The sequence below is a fragment of the Burkholderia sp. HI2761 genome (genome assembly GCF_002223355.1).
GTDB lineage: Bacteria > Pseudomonadota > Gammaproteobacteria > Burkholderiales > Burkholderiaceae > Burkholderia.
Window position 1 is genome coordinate 330,671 of the sequence record NZ_NKFN01000001.1, and the last position, 22,016, is coordinate 352,686.

Annotated in this window: 19 protein-coding genes; 10 read left to right on the forward strand and 9 right to left on the reverse strand. The window is 68.5% G+C overall.

Annotation, left to right across the window (positions count from 1 at the left end):
- Window positions 1-37 precede the first annotated feature (37 nt).
- Window positions 38-1,711, reverse strand: coding sequence for a hypothetical protein (locus CFB46_RS01560; protein ID WP_034185489.1), 1,674 nt, complete (start codon window positions 1,709-1,711; stop codon window positions 38-40).
- A gap of 286 nt (window positions 1,712-1,997) precedes the next feature.
- On the opposite strand from CFB46_RS01560, the gene glyQ reads away from it, so the two are divergent.
- Genes glyQ through CFB46_RS01585 form a run of 5 tightly spaced genes read left to right on the forward strand, consistent with a single transcriptional unit; the run spans window position 1,998 to window position 7,439 of the window.
- Window positions 1,998-3,002 carry a glycine--tRNA ligase subunit alpha gene (gene glyQ / locus CFB46_RS01565; RefSeq protein ID WP_080681364.1) on the forward strand — a complete coding sequence of 335 codons (1,005 nt, stop codon included), beginning with the start codon at window positions 1,998-2,000 and terminating at the stop codon, window positions 3,000-3,002.
- Window positions 3,003-3,024: 22 nt separating this feature from the next.
- A complete protein-coding gene (gene glyS / locus CFB46_RS01570) occupies window positions 3,025-5,124 on the forward strand; it encodes a glycine--tRNA ligase subunit beta (protein ID WP_089499156.1) in 2,100 nt (699 codons plus the stop codon).
- A 10-nt stretch (window positions 5,125-5,134) separates the two neighbouring features.
- The gene (gene gmhB, locus CFB46_RS01575) at window positions 5,135-5,698 is read left to right on the forward strand and encodes a D-glycero-beta-D-manno-heptose 1,7-bisphosphate 7-phosphatase (protein ID WP_027785376.1); all 564 of its coding nucleotides are present in this window, start codon (window positions 5,135-5,137) and stop codon (window positions 5,696-5,698) included.
- 43 nt (window positions 5,699-5,741) lie between these two features.
- The gene (locus CFB46_RS01580) at window positions 5,742-6,506 is read left to right on the forward strand and encodes a lysophospholipid acyltransferase family protein (protein ID WP_027785377.1); all 765 of its coding nucleotides are present in this window, start codon (window positions 5,742-5,744) and stop codon (window positions 6,504-6,506) included.
- Window positions 6,507-6,551: 45 nt separating this feature from the next.
- Window positions 6,552-7,439 carry a M48 family metallopeptidase gene (locus CFB46_RS01585; RefSeq protein WP_027785378.1) on the forward strand — a complete coding sequence of 296 codons (888 nt, stop codon included), beginning with the start codon at window positions 6,552-6,554 and terminating at the stop codon, window positions 7,437-7,439.
- A 108-nt stretch (window positions 7,440-7,547) separates the two neighbouring features.
- On the opposite strand, the gene gloA is transcribed toward CFB46_RS01585, so the two are convergent.
- Entirely contained in the window at window positions 7,548-7,931 is a 384-nt protein-coding gene (gloA, locus tag CFB46_RS01590) for a lactoylglutathione lyase (RefSeq protein ID WP_006477863.1), read from the reverse strand.
- A 395-nt stretch (window positions 7,932-8,326) separates the two neighbouring features.
- Here gloA and CFB46_RS01595 point away from each other — a divergent pair, with 395 nt between their 5' ends.
- Window positions 8,327-9,262, forward strand: a complete 936-nt coding sequence (locus CFB46_RS01595; protein WP_027785379.1) for a DMT family transporter — start codon at window positions 8,327-8,329, stop codon at window positions 9,260-9,262.
- An 84-nt stretch (window positions 9,263-9,346) separates the two neighbouring features.
- On the opposite strand, the gene rsmA is transcribed toward CFB46_RS01595, so the two are convergent.
- Genes rsmA through CFB46_RS01615 form a run of 4 tightly spaced genes read right to left on the reverse strand, consistent with a single transcriptional unit; the run spans window position 9,347 to window position 15,003 of the window.
- Window positions 9,347-10,174 carry a 16S rRNA (adenine(1518)-N(6)/adenine(1519)-N(6))-dimethyltransferase RsmA gene (gene rsmA / locus CFB46_RS01600; protein WP_027785380.1) on the reverse strand — a complete coding sequence of 276 codons (828 nt, stop codon included), beginning with the start codon at window positions 10,172-10,174 and terminating at the stop codon, window positions 9,347-9,349.
- Between the two features lie 48 nt (window positions 10,175-10,222).
- Window positions 10,223-11,221, reverse strand: coding sequence for a 4-hydroxythreonine-4-phosphate dehydrogenase PdxA (gene pdxA, locus CFB46_RS01605; protein WP_027785381.1), 999 nt, complete (start codon window positions 11,219-11,221; stop codon window positions 10,223-10,225).
- A gap of 11 nt (window positions 11,222-11,232) precedes the next feature.
- Window positions 11,233-12,591: a peptidylprolyl isomerase gene (locus CFB46_RS01610; protein ID WP_027785382.1), complete on the reverse strand. Its 1,359-nt coding sequence runs from the start codon at window positions 12,589-12,591 to the stop codon at window positions 11,233-11,235.
- 51 nt (window positions 12,592-12,642) lie between these two features.
- A complete protein-coding gene (locus tag CFB46_RS01615) occupies window positions 12,643-15,003 on the reverse strand; it encodes an LPS-assembly protein LptD (protein WP_027785383.1) in 2,361 nt (786 codons plus the stop codon).
- A gap of 223 nt (window positions 15,004-15,226) precedes the next feature.
- On the opposite strand from CFB46_RS01615, the gene CFB46_RS01620 reads away from it, so the two are divergent.
- Together CFB46_RS01620 and murU are read left to right on the forward strand one after the other, a co-directional pair.
- Window positions 15,227-16,276, forward strand: a complete 1,050-nt coding sequence (locus CFB46_RS01620) for an aminoglycoside phosphotransferase family protein (protein ID WP_027785384.1) — start codon at window positions 15,227-15,229, stop codon at window positions 16,274-16,276.
- A gap of 22 nt (window positions 16,277-16,298) precedes the next feature.
- Window positions 16,299-17,021 carry an N-acetylmuramate alpha-1-phosphate uridylyltransferase MurU gene (murU, locus tag CFB46_RS01625; RefSeq protein WP_089499157.1) on the forward strand — a complete coding sequence of 241 codons (723 nt, stop codon included), beginning with the start codon at window positions 16,299-16,301 and terminating at the stop codon, window positions 17,019-17,021.
- 216 nt (window positions 17,022-17,237) lie between these two features.
- Here the strand turns inward: murU and CFB46_RS01630 are convergent, their stop codons facing one another.
- On the reverse strand, window positions 17,238-19,109 hold the full coding sequence (locus tag CFB46_RS01630; RefSeq protein ID WP_027785386.1) for an ABCB family ABC transporter ATP-binding protein/permease: 1,872 nt from the start codon (window positions 19,107-19,109) through the stop codon (window positions 17,238-17,240).
- A gap of 176 nt (window positions 19,110-19,285) precedes the next feature.
- On the opposite strand from CFB46_RS01630, the gene CFB46_RS01640 reads away from it, so the two are divergent.
- Window positions 19,286-19,681 (forward strand): acyl-CoA thioesterase, encoded by a 396-nt coding sequence (locus tag CFB46_RS01640; protein WP_027785387.1) that lies wholly within the window; start codon window positions 19,286-19,288, stop codon window positions 19,679-19,681.
- Window positions 19,682-19,715: 34 nt separating this feature from the next.
- Here CFB46_RS01640 and CFB46_RS01645 read toward each other — a convergent pair whose 3' ends face one another.
- A complete protein-coding gene (locus tag CFB46_RS01645) occupies window positions 19,716-20,198 on the reverse strand; it encodes a nitrate reductase associated protein (protein WP_027785388.1) in 483 nt (160 codons plus the stop codon).
- Window positions 20,199-20,312: 114 nt separating this feature from the next.
- On the opposite strand from CFB46_RS01645, the gene fdhD reads away from it, so the two are divergent.
- On the forward strand, window positions 20,313-21,167 hold the full coding sequence (gene fdhD / locus CFB46_RS01650) for a formate dehydrogenase accessory sulfurtransferase FdhD (RefSeq protein WP_089499158.1): 855 nt from the start codon (window positions 20,313-20,315) through the stop codon (window positions 21,165-21,167).
- Between the two features lie 45 nt (window positions 21,168-21,212).
- Here fdhD and CFB46_RS01655 read toward each other — a convergent pair whose 3' ends face one another.
- Window positions 21,213-21,980: an enoyl-CoA hydratase gene (locus CFB46_RS01655; RefSeq protein WP_027785390.1), complete on the reverse strand. Its 768-nt coding sequence runs from the start codon at window positions 21,978-21,980 to the stop codon at window positions 21,213-21,215.
- Window positions 21,981-22,016 lie beyond the last annotated feature (36 nt).

Sequence of the window (22,016 nt, forward strand, 5' to 3'; positions counted from 1 at the left end):
CCGGCCGCGCGGCGGCCCGTGACCGCGAACCGGCCGTTCAGGCCTGCCGGGTCGACTGGTCCGATTGATTCGATTGATTCGACGGTTCCTGCCGCGCGGCGACCCGCCGCAGGTCGCGGCTCACTTCCTCCATTACCGGCCCCCACGCGCCGAACGTCGGCTGCCGGTACAACGTCGCGGTCGGATACCACGGGCTGTCCCGGCGATCGAGCAGCCACGGCCAGTGCGGATTCACGTCGAGCAGCACCCAGGTGCGCGCGCCGAGCGCGCCGGCCAGGTGCGCGACCGACGTGCACACGGTGATCACGAGATCCAGCGCGCCGATGAACGCCGCCGTATCGTCGAAGCTCTTCAGTTCGGCCGTGTAGTCCTCGATCGCGAAACCTGCCGCGCGCGCGGCGGCGACATCCGCGTCCGCCCCCGGCTGCAGCGAATGGAACGTGACGCCCTCGATGTCGCGAAACGCGTCGGCATAGCGCTCGAGCCCGACGCGCCGGAACGGATTGCGCTGATGGCCCGCACTGCCCGTCCACACGAGGCCGACCTTCAGCCGGCCGTCGCCCGCGAGCCGCGCGCGCCATGCGTCGCGTGCGCCCGGCTCGGCCCGCAGATACGGCACCGATGCGGCGAGCGTCGATGCCTCCATGCCGAGCATCAGCGGCAGGCCGATCAGCGGCACTTCGTAATCGAATGCCGGCAGCGCGTCGACGCCGCCGCCCGCGCCGAACGTGTCCGCGTGCGCGCCGAGGCTGCGCTGCATCAGCGTGCCGAGCGCCGGAAACGTATTCCACGCGAGCCGGCCGCCCTCGCGATGCACGCGTTCGGCGAGCGGCGCGACGAAGCGGCAGAACTGCAGCACGTCGCCGAGCCCCTGCTCGCCCCACACCAGCAGCGTCTTGCCGGCGAGCGGCTCGCCCTGCCAGCGCGGGCCCGGCAGCGCCGGCCGGCGGCCTCGCAACTCGCCCGCGCCGTCCCAGCGCGCCTCGTGGCCGCGCCAGCCGGCCGCGTGGTTGCCGCGCACGAGCTGGATGATCGCGAGATTGAAGCGGTACGACGCATCGTCGGGCGCCAGCTCGCACGCGCGCGTCGCATGGCGCTCGGCATCGTCCCAGCGCTGCGCCTCCTTCATCGCCATCGCGACGTTGTTCATCGCCAGCGCGTTGTCGGGCGCGAGGTCGGCGAGCCGCGCGGCGCACGCGAGCGCACCGTCCAGATCCTGCGCCGCGATTCGCGCGACGACGAGATTGATCCACGCCTGCACGTCGTGCGGATCGTGCTTCACGGCCGCATCGAGCAGCGCGATCTCGTCCGCGCGGTCACCGCCCGACAGCCGCAGCGCGATCGCGAGGTTGTTGCGCAGCGACGGCCAGCCGGCATCGAGCGCCAGCGCCGCGCGGTACGGTGCGACGGCATCCGCGTGGCGGCCGGCCATCTGCAGCGCGTAGCCGTGGTTGAAGTACGCGTCCGCGCCCGGCTGCGCACGCGCCGCGCATTCGGCGAGCGCAACCGCGTCGGCCATGCGCTGTCGGGCAACCAGCGTGGCCGTGAACTGCGCGATCGCCGCCGCATCGACCGCATGCAGATGGGCGGCGGCGGCGAGCCACAGCTCGTGCGCGGAGCGCTCGCCGCGCGCCTGCGCGTCGGCGGCGCGCCCGAGCAGTGCGAGGAACGGCGGAAGCAGCGGAATCAGAATGTCGGTCGGTTCGTCCATGCAATCGGCATCGGCAAGCAGTGACGCGGCACGCACGACGCGCACCGCAATACGCGCATCTTAACGCCCGCGCGAAGCGCCGTGACATGGGCGCCCGAGCCCGTATGCGCGGGCCGCCGGACCGGTGCGGCAATGCCTGCATCCGCCTTCCGGCCGCATCCGGTCGCCGATCCGGTAAAATTACGCGTTTCAGCACACTAACAAGCCGCGCCGCCGCGCGAGCCGACCCTCCGGGCCCGCCCGGAGCGCCGTCCGCAACGGAGCGCCAGCGCCACGAAGGCTCTTCATGCTTACGTTTCAGCAAATCATCCTGACGCTGCAGTCCTACTGGGACAAGCAGGGTTGCGCCTTGCTCCAGCCCATCGACATGGAAGTCGGCGCGGGCACGTCGCACGTCCACACGTTCCTGCGCGCGGTCGGCCCCGAGCCGTGGCGCGCCGCGTACGTGCAACCGTCGCGCCGCCCGAAGGACGGCCGCTACGGCGAGAATCCGAACCGCCTGCAGCACTACTACCAGTACCAGGTCGTGCTCAAGCCGGCGCCGGAAAACATCCTCGACCTGTACCTCGGCTCGCTCGCAGCGCTCGGCTTCGACCTGAAGCAGAACGACGTGCGCTTCGTCGAGGACGACTGGGAGAACCCGACGCTCGGCGCGTGGGGGCTCGGCTGGGAAGTGTGGCTGAACGGCATGGAAGTCACGCAGTTCACGTATTTCCAGGAAGTCGGCGGTCTCGAATGCAAGCCAGTGCTCGGCGAGATCACGTATGGCCTCGAACGCCTCGCGATGTACCTGCAGAAGGTCGAGAACGTGTACGACCTCGTGTGGACCGAGTGGGAAGAGCAAGGCCCGAACGGCCCCGAGCTGCGCCGCCTGTCGTATGGCGACGTGTACCACCAGAACGAGGTCGAGCAGTCGACCTACAACTTCGAGCACGCGAACGTCGACCTGCTGTTCACGTTCTTCAACAGCTACGAGGCGGAAGCGAAGAAGATGATCGACGCGCAGCTCGCGCTGCCCGCGTACGAACTCGTGCTGAAGGCCGGCCACACGTTCAACCTGCTCGACGCGCGCGGCGCGATCTCGGTCACCGAGCGGGCAGCGTACATCGGCCGTATCCGCGCGCTGTCGCGTCTCGTCGCGCAGGCTTACTACGACTCGCGCGAGAAGCTCGGCTTCCCGATGCTCGGCAACCCGCCGGGCGTGCCGGGCCTCACCACCGACGCCCAGGACGCCGCGCAGCCGGCATGGGCGCCGCCGCTCAAGGTCGAACGCAAGATCGATCAGGACTGACGAGACGAGATTCATTCCAACCATGACGCATAATCATCCCGCCCCCCTGCTCGTCGAACTGCTGACCGAAGAGCTGCCGCCGAAGGCCCTCGCGCGCCTCGGCGACGCATTCGCCGAAGGTCTCGCGCAACGCCTCGCGGCGCGCGACCTCGTCGAAGGCGAACTCGTGTTCGAACGCTACGCCACGCCGCGCCGCCTCGCGGTCGTCGTGCAGAACGTGCGCGCCGTCGCGCCCGATCGCCAGGTCCGCGAAAAGGTCCTGCCCGTGTCGGTCGCGCTCGACGCCGAAGGCAAGCCGGCCGCCCCGCTCGCGAAGAAGCTCGCGGCGCTCGGCCACCCGAACGCGTCGATCGCCGATCTCGAGCGCGCGCAGGACGGCAAGGCCGAAGCGTTCTTCATCAACTATTCGGCGGCCGGCGCCACGCTCGCCGACGGCCTGCAGGCCGCGCTCGACGAAGCGCTCGCGAAGCTGCCGATCCCGAAATTCATGACGTACCAGCGCCCGGACGGCTCGGACGTGAAGTTCGTGCGCCCGGTGCATCGTCTGACGGTGCTGCACGACGACCGCGTCGTGCCCGTCACCGCGTTCGGCGTCGACGCCGGCGACACCACGCTCGGCCACCGCTTCCTGTCCGACGGCCTCGTCGCGATCCAGCATGCGCACGCGTACGCCGACACGCTGCGCGACAAGGGCCGCGTGATCGCGCATTTCGCCGATCGCCGCGAAACGATCCGCACGCAGCTGAACGAGCACGCGAACGGCGACACGGTCGTGATGCCCGAATCGCTGCTCGACGAAGTGACGTCGCTGGTCGAATGGCCGGTCGTCTATCCGTGCCGTTTCGAGGACGAATTCCTGCAGGTGCCGCAGGAATGCCTGATCCTCACGATGCAGACGAACCAGAAGTATTTCGCGCTGACCGACGTCGGCGGCAAGCTGCGCTCGCGCTTCCTGATCGTCTCGAACATCGAGACGAAGACGCCGGGCGAGATCATCGAAGGCAACGAGCGCGTCGTGCGCCCGCGCCTCGCCGATGCGAAGTTCTTCTTCGAGCAGGACAAGAAGAAGCCGCTCGCCGAGCGCGTGCCGCAGCTCGCGAACGTCGTCTATCACAACAAGCTCGGTTCGGCGCTCGCACGCGTCGAACGCCTCGAGGCGCTGGCCGGCGAGATCGCCCCGGCGATCGGCGCCGACACCATCCATGCGAAGCGCGCCGCGCGTCTCGCGAAGGCCGACCTGCTGACCGACATGGTCGGCGAGTTCCCGGAACTGCAGGGCACGATGGGCACGTACTACGCGCGCCACGACGGCGAAGCCGACGACGTCGCGCTCGCCTGCGCCGAGCACTACCAGCCGCGCTTCTCCGGCGACGCACTGCCGACCACGCCGGTGTCGACCGCCGTCGCGCTCGCCGACAAGCTCGAAACGATCGTCGGCATCTGGGGCATCGGCCTCGCGCCGACCGGCGAGAAGGATCCGTTCGCGCTGCGCCGCCACGCGCTCGGCGTGCTGCGCCTGCTGCTCGAGAAGCAGCTGCCGCTCGATCTCGTGGCGCTGCTGCGCACGGCCCATGCACGCTTCGACGGCGTGCCGGGCGTCGCCGAATCGACCGACGCCATCTTCGCGTTCTTCATGGATCGCCTGCGCGGCCTGCTGCGCGAGCGCGGCTATTCGGCCGGCGAAATCGACGCAGTGCTGAGCCTGAACCCGACGCGCATCGACGATCTCGTCGCGCGCCTCGACGCGGTGCGCGAATTCACGCACCTCGCGGAAGCCGAAGCGCTCGCGGCCGCGAACAAGCGGATCTCGAACATCCTGAAGAAGTCGGAAGGCGGCGCGAACGGCGCGGTGCAGCCGACGCTGCTCGTCGAGGCCGCCGAGAAGGCGCTGCACGAACAGCTCGCGGCCGTCACGCCGCACGTGCAGTCGCAGCTCGAGGCGCGTGCGTACACGGGCGCGCTGTCGGCGCTCGCCGCGCTGCGCGCGCCGGTCGACACGTTCTTCAACGACGTGATGGTCAACGCGGACGATCCGGCACTGCGCGCGAACCGTCTCGCGCTGCTGTCCGCGCTGCACCAGCAGATGAACTGCGTCGCCGACATCTCGAAGCTCGCCGCATAAGGGCCGCACGATGCCGATCAGCCCCAACCGAAAGCTCGTCGTCCTCGACCGGGACGGCGTGATCAACGTCGATTCGGACGCGTTCATCAAGACGCCCGACGAATGGATCGCGCTGCCCGGCAGCTTCGAGGCGATTGCCCGGCTCAACCACGCGGGCTACCGCGTGGTCGTCGCGACCAACCAGTCCGGCATCGGTCGCGGGCTGTTCGACATGGCCGCGCTCAACGCGATGCACCTGAAAATGCATCGCGCGGCGGCCGCGGTCGGCGCGCGCATCGACGCGGTGTTCTTCTGCCCGCACACGGCCGAGGATCACTGCGACTGCCGCAAGCCGAAACCCGGCATGATGCAGATGATCGCCGAGCGCTTCGAGATCGATCCCGGCCACACGCCGGCCGTCGGCGATTCGCTGCGCGACCTGCAGGCCGGCGTCGCGGTCGGCTTCCAGCCGCACCTCGTACTGACCGGCAAGGGCAAGAAGACGCTCGCCGCGGGCAATCTGCCGGACGGCACGAAAGTCCACGACGACCTGCGCGCGTTTGCGCTCGATTTTCTTTCACACGAACACGAGTGATGCGGCTGCCGCGCGCATCCTCCCCAACGCCAGACTCACGCCGATGCGCTTCGTCCGCTCCCTGCTGCTGCTGATCTACTTCATCCTGTACACGGTGCCGTACGCCACCGCGTGCTTCATCGCGTTTCCGTTCATGCGCCCCGACGCGCGCTACTGGATGGCGGCCGGCTGGTGCAAGTCGACGCTGTGGGTCGTGCGCTGGCTGAACGGCATCCACTATCGGATCGAAGGGATGGAGAACCTGCCCGACGGCCCGGCCGTGCTGCTGTCGAAGCACCAGTCCGCGTGGGAGACGCTCGCGTTTCCGGCGCTGATGCCCAAGCCGCTCTGCTACGTGTTCAAGCGCGAGCTGCTGTACGTGCCGTTCTTCGGCTGGGCGCTCGGGCTGCTGCACATGGTCAACATCAACCGCAAGGAAGGCAAGAACGCGTTCACCTCCGTGATCCGCCAGGGCAAGAAGCGCCTGTCGGAAGGCGCATGGATGATCATGTTCCCCGAAGGCACGCGCACGCCGGTCGGCAAGCAGGGCAAGTACAAGACGGGCGGCGCGCGTTTCGCGATCGAAACCGGCACGCCGGTCGTGCCGATCGCGCACAATGCAGGTCGTGTGTGGCCGCGCAACTCGTTCACGAAATTCCCGGGCGTCGTCACGGTGTCGATCGGCAAGCCGATCCCCAGCGAAGGGCTGACGCCCGACGCATTGAACTCGCAGGTCGAAGCATGGATCGAAGCGGAAATGCGCCGCATCGATCCCGATGCATATCGTCAGGCGGGCAACGCCGGCACCCGCGATGCCGCGCGCGCCTGAAGCCCCGGATTGCAGCCGTTGCGTACGACAAAAAGAAGCGAACTGATGAAACAGCGTCCGCGGCCACGGCCTGCCGTCGTGGCCCTCGATCATCGCCAGATGGATCTGCCGCTCTTCGACGGGCCGGCCGCGGCGCCGTCGGCGCCTGCCGCGCCGCCGGCGCCGCCCGAAGCCGCCCCCGCCGCGCCGCTCGATCCGGGCCCGGCACCCGATCGCTCACGCGTGCGCACGTTCGCGCTCGACAGCCGCGTGCTCGAATACCGGCTGAAGCGCTCGGCGCGCCGCACGATCGGCTTCACGATCGACGGCAGCGGGCTGTCGATCACCGCGCCGCGCTGGGTCACGCTCGCCGACATCGAAGCGGCGATCGCCGAGAAACAACGCTGGATCTTCGCGAAGCTCGCGGAGTGGAAGACGCGCACCGAGCAGCGCGCGCTGCCGCAGATCGACTGGCGCGACGGCGCGCAACTGCCGTATCTCGGCAAGACGGTGACGATCGCGCTCGGCGCGGGCGCCGTCGCCTTCGATGCCGATGCGCTGCGTCTGTCGCTGCCGCTGCCCGTGCAGGCCGACATGCAGCAGATCAAGGATCGCGTGCAGGGCTGGCTGCAAGGCGAAGCGAAACGCATCTTCGGTGAACGCCTCGTGGTCTACGCGGAAAAGCTCGGCGTCACGTATTCGATGTACGCGCTGTCGTCGGCCGCGACGCGTTGGGGCAGTTGCTCGAGCGACGGCAAGATCCGCCTGAACTGGCGGCTGATCCATTTTCCGATGTCGATCATCGACTACGTCGTCGCGCACGAGCTGTCGCACCTGCGCGAGATGAACCACAGCCCGGCCTTCTGGCAGACCGTCGAATCGATCTTCCCCGAGTTCCGCGAAGCGCGGCACACGCTCAAGCATCACCCGCCCGAACTGCTGCCGTCGCTCTGACACGCGCGGCTTGGCCGCCAACGAAACAGGGCGGTGCGGGTTACCCCGCACCGCCCTGTTTCGCTGCTGCGGCGCACGTCGCACGCCGCAGCCCGGTTCATCCGCCGCTTACTTCTTCTGGATGAACTCGATCTTGTAGCCGTCCGGATCCTCGACGAACGCGATCACGGTCGTGCCGTGCTTCATCGGGCCCGCCTCGCGCGTGACCTTGCCGCCTTGCGCCTTGATCTTCTCGCAGGCCGCGTATGCATCGTCGACCGCCACCGCCAGATGGCCGAAGCCGTTGCCGAGATCGTAGGACGGCGTCTCCCAGTTGTGAGTCAGCTCGATCACGGTGCCCGTGCTCTCGTCTTCGTAGCCGACGAACGCGAGCGTGAACTTGCCTTCCGGATAATCCTCGCGGCGCAGCAGCTTCATGCCGAGCAACTCGGTGTAGAACTTGATCGAGCGGTCGAGATCGCCGACTCGCAGCATCGTATGCAGCAAACGCATGTGTTGTACTCCTGTGGGGACTTTCCAGAGCCGGAAATTCTACCGGAGTCGGGTGTATTTCGCTGGCGGCGCCGGAGCGCCTAGTTGGGGCGCCTGGCTGGGGCGCTTAGCCGGGCGCGCCGAGCCAATGCGTGGCCGATGCGGCGCATCGGTTGGCCCCTCGCGAGCACGAGCGCCGCGGCGGAAAACGGCACGACCCGGCTCGCCCGGCCCCCACGCCGATCGGGTAACATCCTTCTACTTCGCACCAAAAGCGGGCATGCATGCCGCCGCCCGACCGCGACCACCCACTCTTCCCTACGTCCCACTGCCGTGCGAAACCGCCGATCCGAGCGCGCCGGACGCGCCGCCCGCCTGACCTCGTCGTCGCCGTACCGCACCCGCGAGGTTCGCCGATGACCGCGCTTGCCGCCGCCCCCGTGCGCCGCGCGCTCGACACGCGCGCCGTCGGCCTGATGCTGCTGCTGTGCGCGATCTGGGGCTTCCAGCAGGTCGCGATCAAGAGCACGAACGCCGCGATCGCGCCGATGTTCCAGGCCGGGCTACGCTCGGTGATCGCCGCGATGCTGCTCTGGGGCTGGGCCCGCACGCGCGGCACGCCGCTGTTTCAGGCGGACGGCACATTCGGCGCGGGGCTCGCGGCCGGTGCGCTGTTCGCCGGCGAATTCGTCTGCGTGTTCTTCGGGCTGACGCTCACGAGCGCGTCGCACATGGCGATCTTTCTGTACACGGCGCCCTGCTTCACCGCGCTCGGCCTGCACCTGTTCGCACCGGGCGAGCGGCTGCAGCGCACGCAATGGGCCGGCGTCGGCCTCGCATTCGCCGGCATCGCGCTCGCGTTCGCGGACGGTTTCCTGAAGCCGCGCGCGCCCGGCGCATCCGTGCTGGCCGGGCTCGCCGGCGACGCGCTCGGGATCCTCGGCGGTGCGATGTGGGCCGCGACGACGGTGGTCGTACGCTCGACGGCGCTCGCGCGGGCCAGCGCGAGCAAGACGCTGTTCTACCAGCTCGCGGTATCGGCGGTCGTACTGGTCGCGCTCGCCGCGCTGTTCGGCCAGGTGTCGTTCGTGCGGGTCACGCCGATCGCGCTGGCGAGTCTCGCGTACCAGTCGGTGATCGTCGCGTTCGTCAGCTACCTGTCGTGGTTCTGGCTGCTGACGCGCTACAGCGCGTCCCGGCTGTCCGTGTTCACGTTCCTGTCGCCGCTGTTCGGCGTCGCGTTCGGCGTGCTGCTGCTCGGCGAAACGGTCGGCTGGCGCTTCATGTCCGCGGCCGCGCTGGTGCTGACCGGCATCGCGCTCGTCAACGCGCCGCCGCGCCGGCGGACGTGACGACCGGCGCAAGACGCGCGGGCAATAAAAAAGCTGCCGGTCAGGCAGCCTCTTCGATACGGTCGACGGCTCGCGCCACGCGCGTCATCCGGCCTTGCGCCGCGCCGCAAGCACCTGTGCGACGCCGACGTATTCGGCCACGCTCACGTCCTCCGCACGGCGCGCGAGATCGAAGCCGAGCGCATCGAAATCGATGGTCTCGCGGTAATCGCCGAGCGTATTGCGCAGCATCTTGCGGCGCTGCGAGAACGCGGCCGTGACGATTTCGCCGAGCAGCACCGGGTCGACGTCCGGCAGTTCGTGCGGCTCGTACGGAATCATCCGGACGATCGCCGAATCGACCTTCGGCGGCGGCTGGAACGATTCCGGCGGCACGTCAAGCATCTTTTCCATCACGTAGCGGTACTGCAGCATCACCGACAATCGCGAAAACGCCTTCGTGCCCGGCTCCGCGACCATCCGCTCGACGACTTCGTTCTGCAGCATGAAATGCTGGTCGATGACCGCATCGGCGAACGTCATCAGATGAAACAGCAGCGGGCTGGAAATGTTGTACGGCAGGTTGCCGACGATCCGGAGCGACGGCTTGTCGCCAGGCGACGCGAGCGAACGGAAGTCGAACGCGAGCGCGTCGCCCGCGTGCAGCTCCAGCAGCGCGCCGAAGCGTTGCTGCAGGCGCCCGATCAGGTCGCGGTCGAGCTCGACCGCGTGCAGCGGCGACTCGGGCGTCGCGAGACGCTCGATCAGCGGCCCGGTCAGCGCGCCGAGCCCGGGGCCGATCTCGACCATCCGCTGGCCGCGCGCGGGGCCGATCGTCGCGACGATCGAGTCGATCACGCCGTGATCGACGAGGAAGTTCTGCCCGAAGCGCTTGCGCGCGAAATGGCCTTGGTGCTGTCTGCTGTTCGACATCGACTCAGTAAAACGAAAAATACGACGAATGGGGTAAAACCGGCAGCGTCAGGCTGCGCGGCGATGGCGCGCCATCGTGACGGCCGTGTCGAGCGCGGCGATCATGCTGCCCGGATCCGCGCGGCCCGTGCCGGCCAGATCGAGCGCGGTGCCGTGATCGACCGACGTACGGATGATCGGCAGCCCGAGCGTCACGTTGATGCCCTCGCCGAACGTCGCGTACTTCAGCACGGGCAGGCCCTGGTCATGGAACATCGCGAGCACGCAATCGGCGTCGGCCAGATGGCGCGGCTGGAACAGCGTGTCGGCCGGATACGGGCCGCGCGCGTCGATGCGCTGCGCGTTCGCGCGGGCCAGCGCCGGCGAAATCACGTCGATCTCCTCGCGGCCGAGATAACCGTTCTCGCCCGCGTGCGGGTTCAGGCCCGTCACGAGGATGCGCGGCGCGGCAAGACCGAAGTCGCGCCGCAGGTCGCGATCGATGATCGCGAGCGTCTCGACGAGCCCGTCGATCGTCAGCGCGGCCGATACGTCCTTCAGCGGCAGGTGCGTGGTCGCGAGCGCGACGCGCAACGGCCGGTCGCCGGTGCCCGCCAGCATCATCACGACGCGCGGCGTATGCGTGCGTTCGGCCAGGTATTCGGTATGCCCGGTGAATGGCACGCCCGCATCGTTGATCGTGCTCTTCTGCAGCGGCGCGGTGACGATCGCGTCGTACCGGCCCGCCAGCGCGCCGTCGATCGCCGCGTCGAGCAGCCCGAGCACGTAGCGGCCGTTCGCCGCGTCGAGCTTGCCCGCCTGCGCGGGCACGGCCAGCGCATGATGCGCGACCGACACCTGCGTGCTGCCGGCCAATGCGGCCAGCGCGGCCGGGCCAGCGCCGACCGCCGCCGCCCGCGCGTCGAGCAGCGCCGCATCGCCGAGCACGGTGAAATGCGCGTCGGGCCAGCGCTGCGCGGCGTCACGCAGCGCCTGCACGGTCAGCTCCGGGCCGACCCCCGCGGGTTCGCCGGTCGTGATCGCGATCTGCAGCGCGGGCGTGGTCATCCGATGCTCGCTCAGTTCGCCGGGCCGACGCCGCCGATCTTGTACTGCACGTACGACGAATCGCGCAGTTCGCGCAGCCAGTCGGCATACGCCTGTTCGGCCTTGCGCTGGCCGATCGCCTGACGGGCGATGTCCATCTGCTGCTGCACCGACCCTTCCGCCTCGCGGCGGTTCAGCACCTGGATCAGGTGGTAGCCGTATTCGGTACGAATCGGCTGGCTGATCTGGCCGTCCTGCAGGTTGTTCATCGCGCGCTCGAATTCCGGCACGGTCTCGCCCGGGCTGATCCAGCCGAGATCGCCGCCCTGCGAGGCCGAACCGTCCTGCGAGTAGGTGCGCGCGAACTTCGCGAAATCGCCGCCGGCCTCGACCTGGTTGCGGATGTCGACCAGTTGCTGACGCGCCTGGCCTTCCGACTTGCCTTCGCCGACGCGCAGCAGGATGTGGCGCACGTGCGTCTGGACGATCTTCGGCGCCGCGGCGCTCGCGCCCTGGCTCTGGCGGCGGTCGACGAGACGCACGATCTCGAAGCCGTCCGGCACGCGGATCAGCGTCGGGTTGACCTGGCCCGGGCGCAGCTTCGACGCGGCGTCGACGACCTCGGCCGGCAGCGCGCTCGGCGCCTTGAAGCCGAGATCGCCGCCCTTCTTCGCGTCGTTCGCTTCGGAGTTGTTCTTTGCGAGCCGCTCGAAATCGGCGCCCGACTTCGCCTGCTGCAGCAGCGCTTCGGCCTTCTTCTGCGCGGCTTCGATATCGGCCTGCGGCGCGTTGGTGGGCGCCTTGATGAAGATGTGCTGGAAGCGCAGGTCCTGCTGCTGCGACGCGTTCGGCCCGCGCTGGCTCGCAATGTAGTTCGCGACCTCGGCGTCCGACACCGTGATCTTGCCGTCGACCTCGCGCTCGCGCAGCTTCGACAGCATCAGCTCGGTGCGCGCGTCGTTCGTGAAGATGCTCCAGGGCACGCCTTGCGCCTCGAGACGCGCGCGGTACTGGTCGAGCGTCATCCCGTTCGCCTGCGCGAGGCGCTGCAGCGTGGCCTGCACGGTCGCATCGTCGATGCGGATCCCGTCGTCCTTGGCCTTCTGCACCTGGATACGTTCGAGCACCATCTGGTTCAGCACCTGCGCGCGCAACTGGTCGGCCGGCGGCACCGGCGCGTTCTGCTGCTGCAGCCGGCGTGCGATCAGGCCCACGCGCTGGTCGAGTTCGCGGCCCGTGATCACGTCGTTGTTGACGACCGCGACGACTTCGTCGGCGAGCTGCGCACCTTGCGAACCGAGCGCCTGCGCCGCGGCCGGCGCGGCGGCGAGCAGCGCGGCGGACGCGGCGAGGCTGGACACGACTGCCGCGAAACGAAGGGTTTTCTTCATTGCCACTGAAACTCCATTGAAATCGTGCTGACCGGTGCAGACATGCCGGCGTTACTCGTAGTTGCTGAAGCGGGACATCGGCGGCGGCGGCGGCGGCAACGGCGTGTAGCCCGGCACCCCGGCGCGGAATGCGGACACGAGGCCGTTGTCGACGGTCGACAAGCCCTTGAGCGTCAGTTGCATCATGAATCGCGTCGACGAGTTCTGCTGTCCCGACGAATTGATGCCGTTCGCGGCCCGCTGCACCCCGACTCCGAGCGCCCAGCAATCCGCGTCGTATTGTAAGCCGACCAGACCGTCGACCACGCGATCTCCGGCGAGGTCGTAGTTGAAACGGCCGATCGCATACAGGCGGCGCGTGAGCGGCCATTGCGCGGACACCAGGAACTGGTTGATCGGCTGGTTGTCGAGCGTGGTGTTCGCGCGCGTATAGCGGTAGCCGACGTTGATCACGCGGCGCTCGCCCGGGCTGTAGCCGAAACCGACGCTCGACTTCACGAGCTGGTTGTTGTTCTGGTTGTACTGGAACGCCGTTTCCGACATGAAGCCCGAGCCGAGCTTCAGCGCGGCGCCGACGATCAGGTCCGAGTGACGCGCCAGCACGGCGCTCTGCCCGGGGTTCAGCGTGACGCGCTGATCGGCGAAGTAGTACTGCTGCGCGATCACGAAGCGCGCGCGCTCGTCGCCGGTGCGCGGATCGATGAAGCGCGACGTCAGGCCGGCCGTGATCCGGTTCGCATCGGCGATCCGGTCGTTACCGACGTACGTGTTCGGCTGGTAGATCTCCGCGAGGCCGAAGTCCGATTCCGCGGTGTCGAACAGCGGCGCGTTGGACTGGTCGCGATACGGCGTGTACACGTAGTACAGGCGCGGCTCGAGGGTCTGGATGAAGTCCTGGCCGAACAGGCGCACCGAACGATCGAAGATCAGGCCCGAATCGAAGCTCACGGTCGGGATCGACTCGGTGAAACGCTTCGGGCTGTTCGGCGTGGTCGACGACAGGTAGTTCAGGTCGTACGACGCGAAGTGGTACTGGACCTTCGGCACGGCGAAGTAGCCGGGGCCGTACACGCCGTACGAGATGTACGGGTTGAAGACGATCCGGTCGCCCTGGGTCGCATCGGCGGTCGTGATGCGAAACCGCGAATAGTCGGCTTCCGCGCCGAAGTCGAAGCCGCCGACGTTGTACTTCGTGTACTTCACGTTCAACTGCGGCTCGCGGCTGTACGGCGCGATCGACGGCGGCAGCGTCTGCCAGTGCTGGTAGCGCGCGAGCACCGACCACGGGCCGTTGTTGTACGTGAGGCCGGCTTCCTGCTGGTACAGCGTCTGCGTGCCGTTGATGAACTGGTTCGCCGACCCGAGGTCTTCGGGATACGTGTTGTCCGAGACCTTGTTGAAGTAGACGTAGCCGCCGAAGCCGCCGCCGAAATTCTGCTGGTGCTGCCAGTAGATCGCGTAGCGGTTGCGGTGCGCGAGCCGGTCATCCGGCAGGTAATTGGCCGTAAACGTGCCCGAATACGACGGCGACAGGTAACGGAACGTCGCTTCGGCCATCACGCCGCGCCGCGAGATGATGCGCGGCGTGAGCGTGAGGTCGCGGTTCGGCGCGATGTTGAAGTAGTACGGCAGCGACAGCTCGAAGCCGTTGTTCGAGTTCATCGAGAACGTCGGCGGCAGCAGGCCGCTGCGCCGCTCGCCCGACAGCGGGAACGTCATCCACGGGCTCGCGAAGATCGGCACGCCCTGGAAGAACAGCACGCCGTTGCGCGCGGTGCCCTCGTCGGCGCCCGTATCGAAATCGAAGCGGCTGCCCTTGATGTACCACGCGGGGTTCGTCGAGCACTGGCACGCCGTATACGTGCCGTTGACGAACACCGAGCGCTCGTTGTCGACCATGTCGACGCGCTCCGCGCTGCCCGACCCGCCCGTCACGTTGAAGTGATACTTCGGCGCGGTCATGAAGCCCTGGCTCGCCTCGATCTTCAGGTGCGCCTCGGGGCCCGCGAACGACGTACCGCCATTGACCACCTTGACCTGGCCGTACGCATCGGCCATGTCGGTATCCTGATCGTAGTGGATCGCGTCGGCCTTCACGACGGCGTCGCCGCGCCGCAGCTCGGCCGAACCCTTCGCGGCGAGGTCCTGCTCGGCGGTGCCGCTCGTATGGTCGGCGATCACGAAGGCGGCCGGCTTCGCGCCGTCCTTCAGCGGATGATCCTCGAGCTGGGGCGCGAGACGCAGATCCCACGGCGAGTCGAGCGGCTGCGGCTGCGCAGCCGCACCCGACAGCTGCGCGTACGACACGGCCGGCACGAGGCCGGGCACGGCCAGCAGCGCGAGCGCGAGCCGCCGTTTGCGCGGCGCCCCGTCACCGGGGAAAACATTCGGGAATAGCGGTTTGGGCGGCATCTATCGTTTGGCGAATCGCCCCTTGTCAGCCGCATCTGCACGGCACCTTCGCGCGCGGCGGGCCGCGCCGTCGAGCCGCGACTGCGGCTCTTCGCAAACCGGGGAGGCGATCGGGCGGACGGCGCGACAGGCGGCGGGCCTGCACGGCGGAAGCTGACGCGGGGCGCGTCAAAAAAGTCGTGGGGTATTATATGGCAAGACGTTCCCCCCTCCGCCGAGTTTCATGACGCCCCCATCCGCCGCATCCCAGCCCGACGCCCGCCTCGAAGCGCTCACCGCGTGGCTGCACCCGCTCGCCGAGCGGTATGCCCTCGACCTGTCGACGCTCGCGCCCGCCTCGTCGGACGCCAGTTTCCGCCGCTATTTCCGCGTCGCGTCGGCCGCCAGCACCGGCGGCACGCTGATCGCGGTCGATGCGCCGCCGCCCGAGAAGTGCCGCGAGTTCGTCCAGGTCGCGCAGCTGCTCGCCGCGGCCGGCGACCACGTGCCGGACGTGCTGGCCCACGATTTCGACGCGGGCTTCATGCTCGTGACCGACCTCGGCCGCACGTCGTACATCTCGGTGCTCGATCCGGCCGATCCGGCCGCCGCGCGAGCCCTGATGCGCGCCGCGCTCGATGCGCTGATCCGCTTCCAGCTCACGTCGAAGCCCGACGTGCTGCCGCCGTTCGACGAAGCGTTCCTGCGCCGCGAAATGGAGCTGCTGCCCGAATGGTTCGTCGGCCGCCACCTCGGCAAGCCCGTCACCGACGCGATGCGCGGCACGCTCGACCGCACGTTCGCGCTGCTGGTCGCGAGCGCGCACGCGCAGCCGCAGGGCTTCATGCTGCGCGACTTCATGCCGCGCAACCTGATGGTGTGCGAGCCGAACCCGGGCGTGCTCGACTTCCAGGATGCCGTGTACGGGCCGCTGACGTACGACGTCGTGTCGCTGCTGCGCGACGCATTCGTCAGTTGGGACGAGGAGTTCGAGCTCGACTGCTTCGCGTACTACTGGGAAAAGGCCAAAAAGGCCGGCCTGCCGGTCGATCCCGACTTCGGCGAGTTCTACCGTCAGCTGGAATGGATGGGGCTGCAACGCCATATCAAGATCCTCGGCCTGTTCGCGCGCATCAACTACCGCGACGGCAAGCCGCATTATCTGAACGACCTGCCGCGCTTCCTCGCGTATGCGCGCAAGGTCGCGCTGCGCTACCGCCCGCTCGGGCCGTTCGCGAAGCTGCTCGACGAGTTCGAGGGCAACGCACCGGCCGACGTCGGCTATACGTTCTGAGCGTCCTCACACCCAGTCGAACATGAGCACTACCCTGACCACGGCGATGATTTTCGCCGCCGGGCGCGGCGAACGGATGCGCCCGCTGACCGACACCCGCCCGAAGCCGCTGCTCGAAGCCGGCGGCAAGCCGCTGATCGTGTGGCAGATCGAGGCGCTCGCGCGTGCGGGCATCGAGACCATCGTGATCAACCACGCATGGCTCGGCGAGCAGATCGAAACCGCGCTCGGCGACGGTTCGCGCTGGGGCGTGCGGCTCGCGTATTCGGCCGAGGGCGAAGCGCTGGAAACCGCCGGCGGCATCGCGCAGGCGCTGCCGCTGCTCGAGCGCGACGGCCAGCCGGCCGTGTTCGCGGCCGTCAGCGGCGACGTGTACTGCGCGTTCGACTACCGGACGCTCGCACCGCGCGCCGCCCGGATGGCCGTGCTCGATACGCCGGCAATGCACCTCGTGATGGTGCCGAACCCGCCGTTCCATCCGGCCGGCGACTTCGCGCTCGGCGACGACAGCCGTCTCGCGCTCGACGGCGCCGCGCGCTTCACGTTCGGCAACATCGGCCTGTACGACACGCGGATGTTCCGCGACCTGGCGCCCGGCACGCGGCGCGCGCTGACGCCGTACTATCGCGCGGCGATCGAAGCCGGCCACGCGAGCGGCGAACTGTACGATGGAATCTGGGAGAACGTCGGCACGCCCGCGCAGCTCGGCGAACTCGACGCGCGGCTGCGCGCCGCCGCGGGCTGATCGTTTCGCGGCTGACTGCCGGTTCGCCGGCGCGGCGGCCGATGGGCCGATGGGCTGACGGGTCGACGACGGCGCCCGGTCAACCGGCCGCGAACCGATCCGGAATCGAGTGGAGCGAACGCCCCGCCGGTTCACCCGGCCGTGCCGCCGCCACGCTGCCGGACAGCCGGCAACCCGCCCGCCCGGGCCGCGCACCGCCTCGTGCGACACCCGCACTCACGCGGCCTCGGCCTCTTCTCCGCCGGCCGCCGCGCGTTGCTGCTGCAGCGCCCACATCTGCGCATACAGCCCGTCGGCGCGCACGAGTTCGTCGTGCGTGCCGCGCTCGACGATCCGCCCGTGGTCCATCACGAGGATCTGCTGCGCGTGCACGACCGTCGACAGCCGGTGAGCGATCACGAGCGTCGTGCGATGCCGCGCGATCTGGTCGAGTTCGTGCTGGATCGCGCGTTCCGAGCGCGAATCGAGCGCCGACGTCGCTTCGTCGAACAGCAGCACCGGCGGATCCTTCAGCAGCGTGCGCGCGATCGCGACGCGCTGCTTCTCGCCGCCCGACAGCTTCAGCCCGCGCTCGCCGACCGGCGTGTCATAGCCCTTCGGCAGACTTTCGATGAAATCGTGGATGTGCGCGGCGCGCGCGGCCGCGACCACCTCGTCGCGGGTCGCGGTCGGCCGGCCGTACGCGATGTTGTAGTAGATCGAGTCGTTGAACAGCACGGTGTCCTGCGGCACGATCCCGATCGATGCACGCAGCGATTCCTGAGTGACGTCGCGGATATCCTGGCCGTCGATCCGGATCGCGCCGCCCGCCTGCCGATCGAGATCGTAGAAGCGGAACAGCAGCCGCGACAGCGTCGACTTCCCCGAACCGCTGTGGCCGACCACCGCGGTCGTCGTGCCGGCATCGATCGTAAACGTCACGTCGTGCAGGATCTGCCGCGACGGCTCGTACGCGAAGTTCACGTGCTCGAAACGCACCTGCGCGCCGGCCACCGCGAGCGGCGGCGCATCGGGCCGATCGGCCACCTCCTTCGGCGCCGACAGCAGCCCGAACATCCGGTCCATGTCGGTCAGGCTCTGCTTCAGCTCGCGATAGACGACGCCGAGGAAGTTCAGCGGAATGTACAGCTGCAGCATGAACGTGTTGATCAGCACGAGATCGCCGAGCGTCAGCTTGCCTGCGAGCACGCCCTGGGTCGCGCGCCACAGGATGAACACGAGCCCCGTGCCGATGATTGCCTGCTGGCCGAAGTTCAGCACCGACAGCGAGTTCTGCGAGCGGATCGCGGCCTTCCGGTAGCGCTTCAGGTTCTCGTCGTAGCGCTGCGCCTCCCACTCCTCGTTGCCGAAGTACTTCACCGTCTCGTAGTTGATCAGCGAGTCGATTGCCCGCGAGTTCGCGCGCGAATCGAGTTCGTTCATCGTGCGGCGAAAGTGCGTGCGCCAGTTGGTGACCTTCACGGTGAACACGATGTACGTGACCAGCGCCGCGAACGTCACGTATGCGTAGTAGGCCTCGTACTTGACCACGAAGAAGCCGAGCACGAGCCCGACCTCGACGAGCGTCGGCAGGATGCTGTACAGCGAATACGAAATCAGTTGCTGGATGCCGCGCGTGCCGCGCTCGATGTCGCGCGACATGCCGCCCGTCTGGCGTTCGAGGTGAAACCGCAGCGACAGCCCGTGCAGATGCCGGAACACCTGCAGCGCGAGCTGGCGCACCGCGCTCTCGGTGACCTTCGAGAACAGGATTTCGCGCAGCTCGGTGAAGAGCGACGTCGACAGCCGCACGAGCGCATACGCGAGAACCAGGAGCCCGACGCCGCCCGCGAGCACGATGCCGGCCGACTGCTCGGCACGGCCGAGCGCGGTGAGCTGCTGCACGTAGGACAGATGGTCGACGATGCGCTTCATCACGACCGGCACGCCGAGGTTCGCGACCTTCGCACCGATCAGGCAGCCGAGCGCGAGCGCGACGCGCCATTTGTAGGTGGTCAGGTACGGCAGCAGCGACCGGATGGTCTGCCAGTCGTTGCGAGGCCCGGTCGAAGCCGGCGCGGGCTCGCCGGAAGCGGGAAATCGGCGCATGGAGGGAAGGGTTGTGCGGCGACACCGGACGCGCGTATCGGCGGCCGGCTCGCGCGCTTTCTCGTACAATTTGCGAACGTTGTATTGTCGCAGAAGCCGCTTCGCGCCGCTGCCGGCGCCCTCGCCGGCCGGGCTGCGCGCGGCGGCCCATTTATTACAGGATGAAAGCCCCCGCCATGACCGATTCGACCCTCGATCTCCCGCAGAAGCAGCCCGCGCTGCGCGTCGTCCCGCAACCGCACGACGCGAACGTTCACGGCGACGTGTTCGGCGGCTGGATCATGTCGCAGGTCGACATCGCCGGCTCGATTCCCGCGAGCCAGCGCGCGAACGGCCGTGTCGCGACGGTCGCGGTCAACTCGTTCGTGTTCAAGCAACCGGTATTCGTCGGCGACCTGCTGAGCTTCTACGCCACCATCATGCGCACCGGCAATACGTCGATCACGGTCGACGTCGAGGTGTACGCCCAGCGCATGCGCCTCATGGGCGAAGTCGTGAAGGTGACCGAAGCGACGCTCACGTACGTCGCGACCGGCTCCGACCGCAAGCCGCGGCAACTGCCGCCGCTCTGACGGGCAGGCGCCGTCGCAGCGCGGCAGGCGGCCGTCAGTGCGTGGCCGTCAGCCCGAACTCCCGCATCGCGGGCAGGAAATCGTGATTCAGCGTCGGCTTGCGCGACAGCTTGACGAGCACGTAGCGCTGGAACGGTGCGAGCCGCTGCCACTGCACGAGCGCGGGCGCCGGCAGCCCGGCCAGCGCGCTCTGCTCCACGAGCGACTCCGGCACCGTATCGACGACGCGCCAGGCCGGCTGCTCGTCCGGCTGGAACCATGACGGCTCCAGATCGGCGTGCGTGCGCAGCATTTCGAACAGCGCGTGATCGAAGTTGGGCTCGATCGCGGTGTCGTCGTCGGCCGGAAAGCGCGCGAGCAGCTTGCGGTCCTCGAGCGGCAGCAGTTGCCACTGTTCGAGCGAAATCCGCAGCCCGAAGCGATCGAGATTGAAACGCACGATCATCGGGATATACGTGAAGTTTTCCGACGAATCGTGTTCGAAGTTGAAGAGCAACGGAGCGTCGCTGAGTCCCATGGTCGTTACCTGACGTGGCGGATGCCGGCGCGGCCGGCTTGCCTGAGGTATTTTAGAACCTCTGCGCGCGGGTGGCGGCACGATCGTCGCCGGCCGTGCTTCGAATCAACGGGAGTGCTCGTGAATCCGACCCAATCAGACGAACCGCGCGACGAACTTCGCGATGAACCGCGCGGCGCGATCGAGCTGCCCGTGAGCCGCACGCGCGGCGGCGCGGTCCAGACCGCGCACGACTTCGTCGGCCAGGAATGGCCGGTCGCACTCGTCTTCAACGGCATCTCGCACGCAGTGATGATGTGTACGCCATGCGACCTCGAAGCGTTCGCGGTCGGCTTCGCGATCTCGGAAGGGATCGTTGCGCGCGGCAGCGACATCAAGGACATCGAGGTGATCCTGCACGCCGACGCGCCGCTGCCGCATGCGGAAGTCCACCTGGAAGTCGTCCAGCAGGCGTTCGCCGCGCTGAAGGACCGGCGCCGCGCGCTCGCGGGGCGCACGGGCTGCGGCGTCTGCGGCATCGAAAGCATCGACCTGCTCGACCTTGCGCCCGAACGCGTGCCCGATACCGGCTTTCTCGCGCGCCTCGCGCCCGACGCGCTCGCGCGTGCCGCGCATGCGCTGCCGGCACACCAGGCGCTCACGAAACTGACCGGCGGCCTGCATGCGGCCGCGTGGTGCGACGCAACAGGCGCGATCCGGATGGCCTTCGAGGACGTCGGCCGCCACAATGCGCTCGACAAGCTGATCGGCTCGCTCGTGCTGTCGCGCGCCGACACCACCGACGGCTTCGTGTTCCTGTCGAGCCGCGCGAGCTACGAGCTCGTACGCAAGGCCGCGCGGGTCGGCATCCCGCTGGTCGCGACCATCTCCGCACCGTCGTCGCTCGCGATCGAGATCGCGAAGGCGGCCGGCTTGCGGCTCGTCAGCTTCTGCCGCGAAACGGGCCACGTCGACTACGGCACGGCCTGATCGCAATCGCGCGCCGGCGATCCGCCGCCGGCGCGGCCCGCTCCATCAGTCGAACTGACGGAAATCCGGCTTGCGCTTCTCGAAGAACGCCGTCATCGCCTCGCGCGCTTCCGGCGCGCGCAGCATCGCGGCGAAGTGGCGCGCCTCCTCGGCCATCCGCGCGGGCGTCGCCACGCCGCCCGTATCCTTCAACAGCGCCTTCGTCACACGCAGCGATGCCGCAGGCAACGCCGCCAGCTTCGCCGCCTGCTTCGCCGCGAATGCGTCGAGTTCGGCCGCCGGCAGCACGCGATTGACGATGCCGATCCGGTGCGCCTCCAGCGCGTCGAACGCTTCGCCGAGCAACAGCTTCTCGGCGGCGACCTGATGGCCGGCCAGGCGCGGCAGCAGCGCGCTCGACGCGGCTTCCGGGCACAGCCCGAGCTGCGCGAACGGCAGCGAGAACGTCGCGGTATCGGCCGCGTAGACCAGATCGCAGTGCAGCAGCATCGTCACGCCGACGCCCACCGCGATGCCCGGCACCGCCGCCACGATCGGCTTGCTCGCGCTGCTGATCCGCGCCAGAAACTGGAAGACCGACGCGGTATCGTCCTTCGGCGGCGACTTCAGGAAATCCTCGAGATCGTTCCCCGCGCTGAAATTGCCGTCGCTGCCGCGCAGCAGGATCACGCGGACCGCCTTGTCTTCCTGCGCGTCGGCGAGCGCATCGGCCATCGTCTGGTACATCGCCGCCGTCAGCGCGTTCTTCTTCGCCGGGCGCGCGATCGTGATCGTCATCACGCCGTCGGCGCGCTCCACTTGAATGTCGGCCACAACCGTCTCCTTGAACTGTCCTCTACCGGAATAAAA

Excerpts from the sequence above, each read along its gene's own strand:
- glyS (WP_089499156.1), top strand. The coding sequence starts at position 3,025 with ATGACGCATAATCATCCCGCCCCCCTGCTCGTCGAACTGCTGACCGAA.
- CFB46_RS01645 (WP_027785388.1), bottom strand. The coding sequence starts at position 20,198 with ATGGGACTCAGCGACGCTCCGTTGCTCTTCAACTTCGAACACGATTCG.
- murU (WP_089499157.1), top strand. The coding sequence starts at position 16,299 with ATGAGCACTACCCTGACCACGGCGATGATTTTCGCCGCCGGGCGCGGC.
- CFB46_RS01580 (WP_027785377.1), top strand. The coding sequence starts at position 5,742 with ATGCGCTTCGTCCGCTCCCTGCTGCTGCTGATCTACTTCATCCTGTAC.
- gloA (WP_006477863.1), bottom strand. The coding sequence starts at position 7,931 with ATGCGTTTGCTGCATACGATGCTGCGAGTCGGCGATCTCGACCGCTCG.
- CFB46_RS01615 (WP_027785383.1), bottom strand. The coding sequence starts at position 15,003 with ATGCCGCCCAAACCGCTATTCCCGAATGTTTTCCCCGGTGACGGGGCG.
- pdxA (WP_027785381.1), bottom strand. The coding sequence starts at position 11,221 with ATGACCACGCCCGCGCTGCAGATCGCGATCACGACCGGCGAACCCGCG.
- glyQ (WP_080681364.1), top strand. The coding sequence starts at position 1,998 with ATGCTTACGTTTCAGCAAATCATCCTGACGCTGCAGTCCTACTGGGAC.
- rsmA (WP_027785380.1), bottom strand. The coding sequence starts at position 10,174 with ATGTCGAACAGCAGACAGCACCAAGGCCATTTCGCGCGCAAGCGCTTC.
- CFB46_RS01595 (WP_027785379.1), top strand. The coding sequence starts at position 8,327 with ATGACCGCGCTTGCCGCCGCCCCCGTGCGCCGCGCGCTCGACACGCGC.
- CFB46_RS01560 (WP_034185489.1), bottom strand. The coding sequence starts at position 1,711 with ATGGACGAACCGACCGACATTCTGATTCCGCTGCTTCCGCCGTTCCTC.
- CFB46_RS01630 (WP_027785386.1), bottom strand. The coding sequence starts at position 19,109 with ATGCGCCGATTTCCCGCTTCCGGCGAGCCCGCGCCGGCTTCGACCGGG.
- gmhB (WP_027785376.1), top strand. The coding sequence starts at position 5,135 with ATGCCGATCAGCCCCAACCGAAAGCTCGTCGTCCTCGACCGGGACGGC.
- CFB46_RS01610 (WP_027785382.1), bottom strand. The coding sequence starts at position 12,591 with ATGAAGAAAACCCTTCGTTTCGCGGCAGTCGTGTCCAGCCTCGCCGCG.
- CFB46_RS01620 (WP_027785384.1), top strand. The coding sequence starts at position 15,227 with ATGACGCCCCCATCCGCCGCATCCCAGCCCGACGCCCGCCTCGAAGCG.
- CFB46_RS01585 (WP_027785378.1), top strand. The coding sequence starts at position 6,552 with ATGAAACAGCGTCCGCGGCCACGGCCTGCCGTCGTGGCCCTCGATCAT.
- CFB46_RS01640 (WP_027785387.1), top strand. The coding sequence starts at position 19,286 with ATGACCGATTCGACCCTCGATCTCCCGCAGAAGCAGCCCGCGCTGCGC.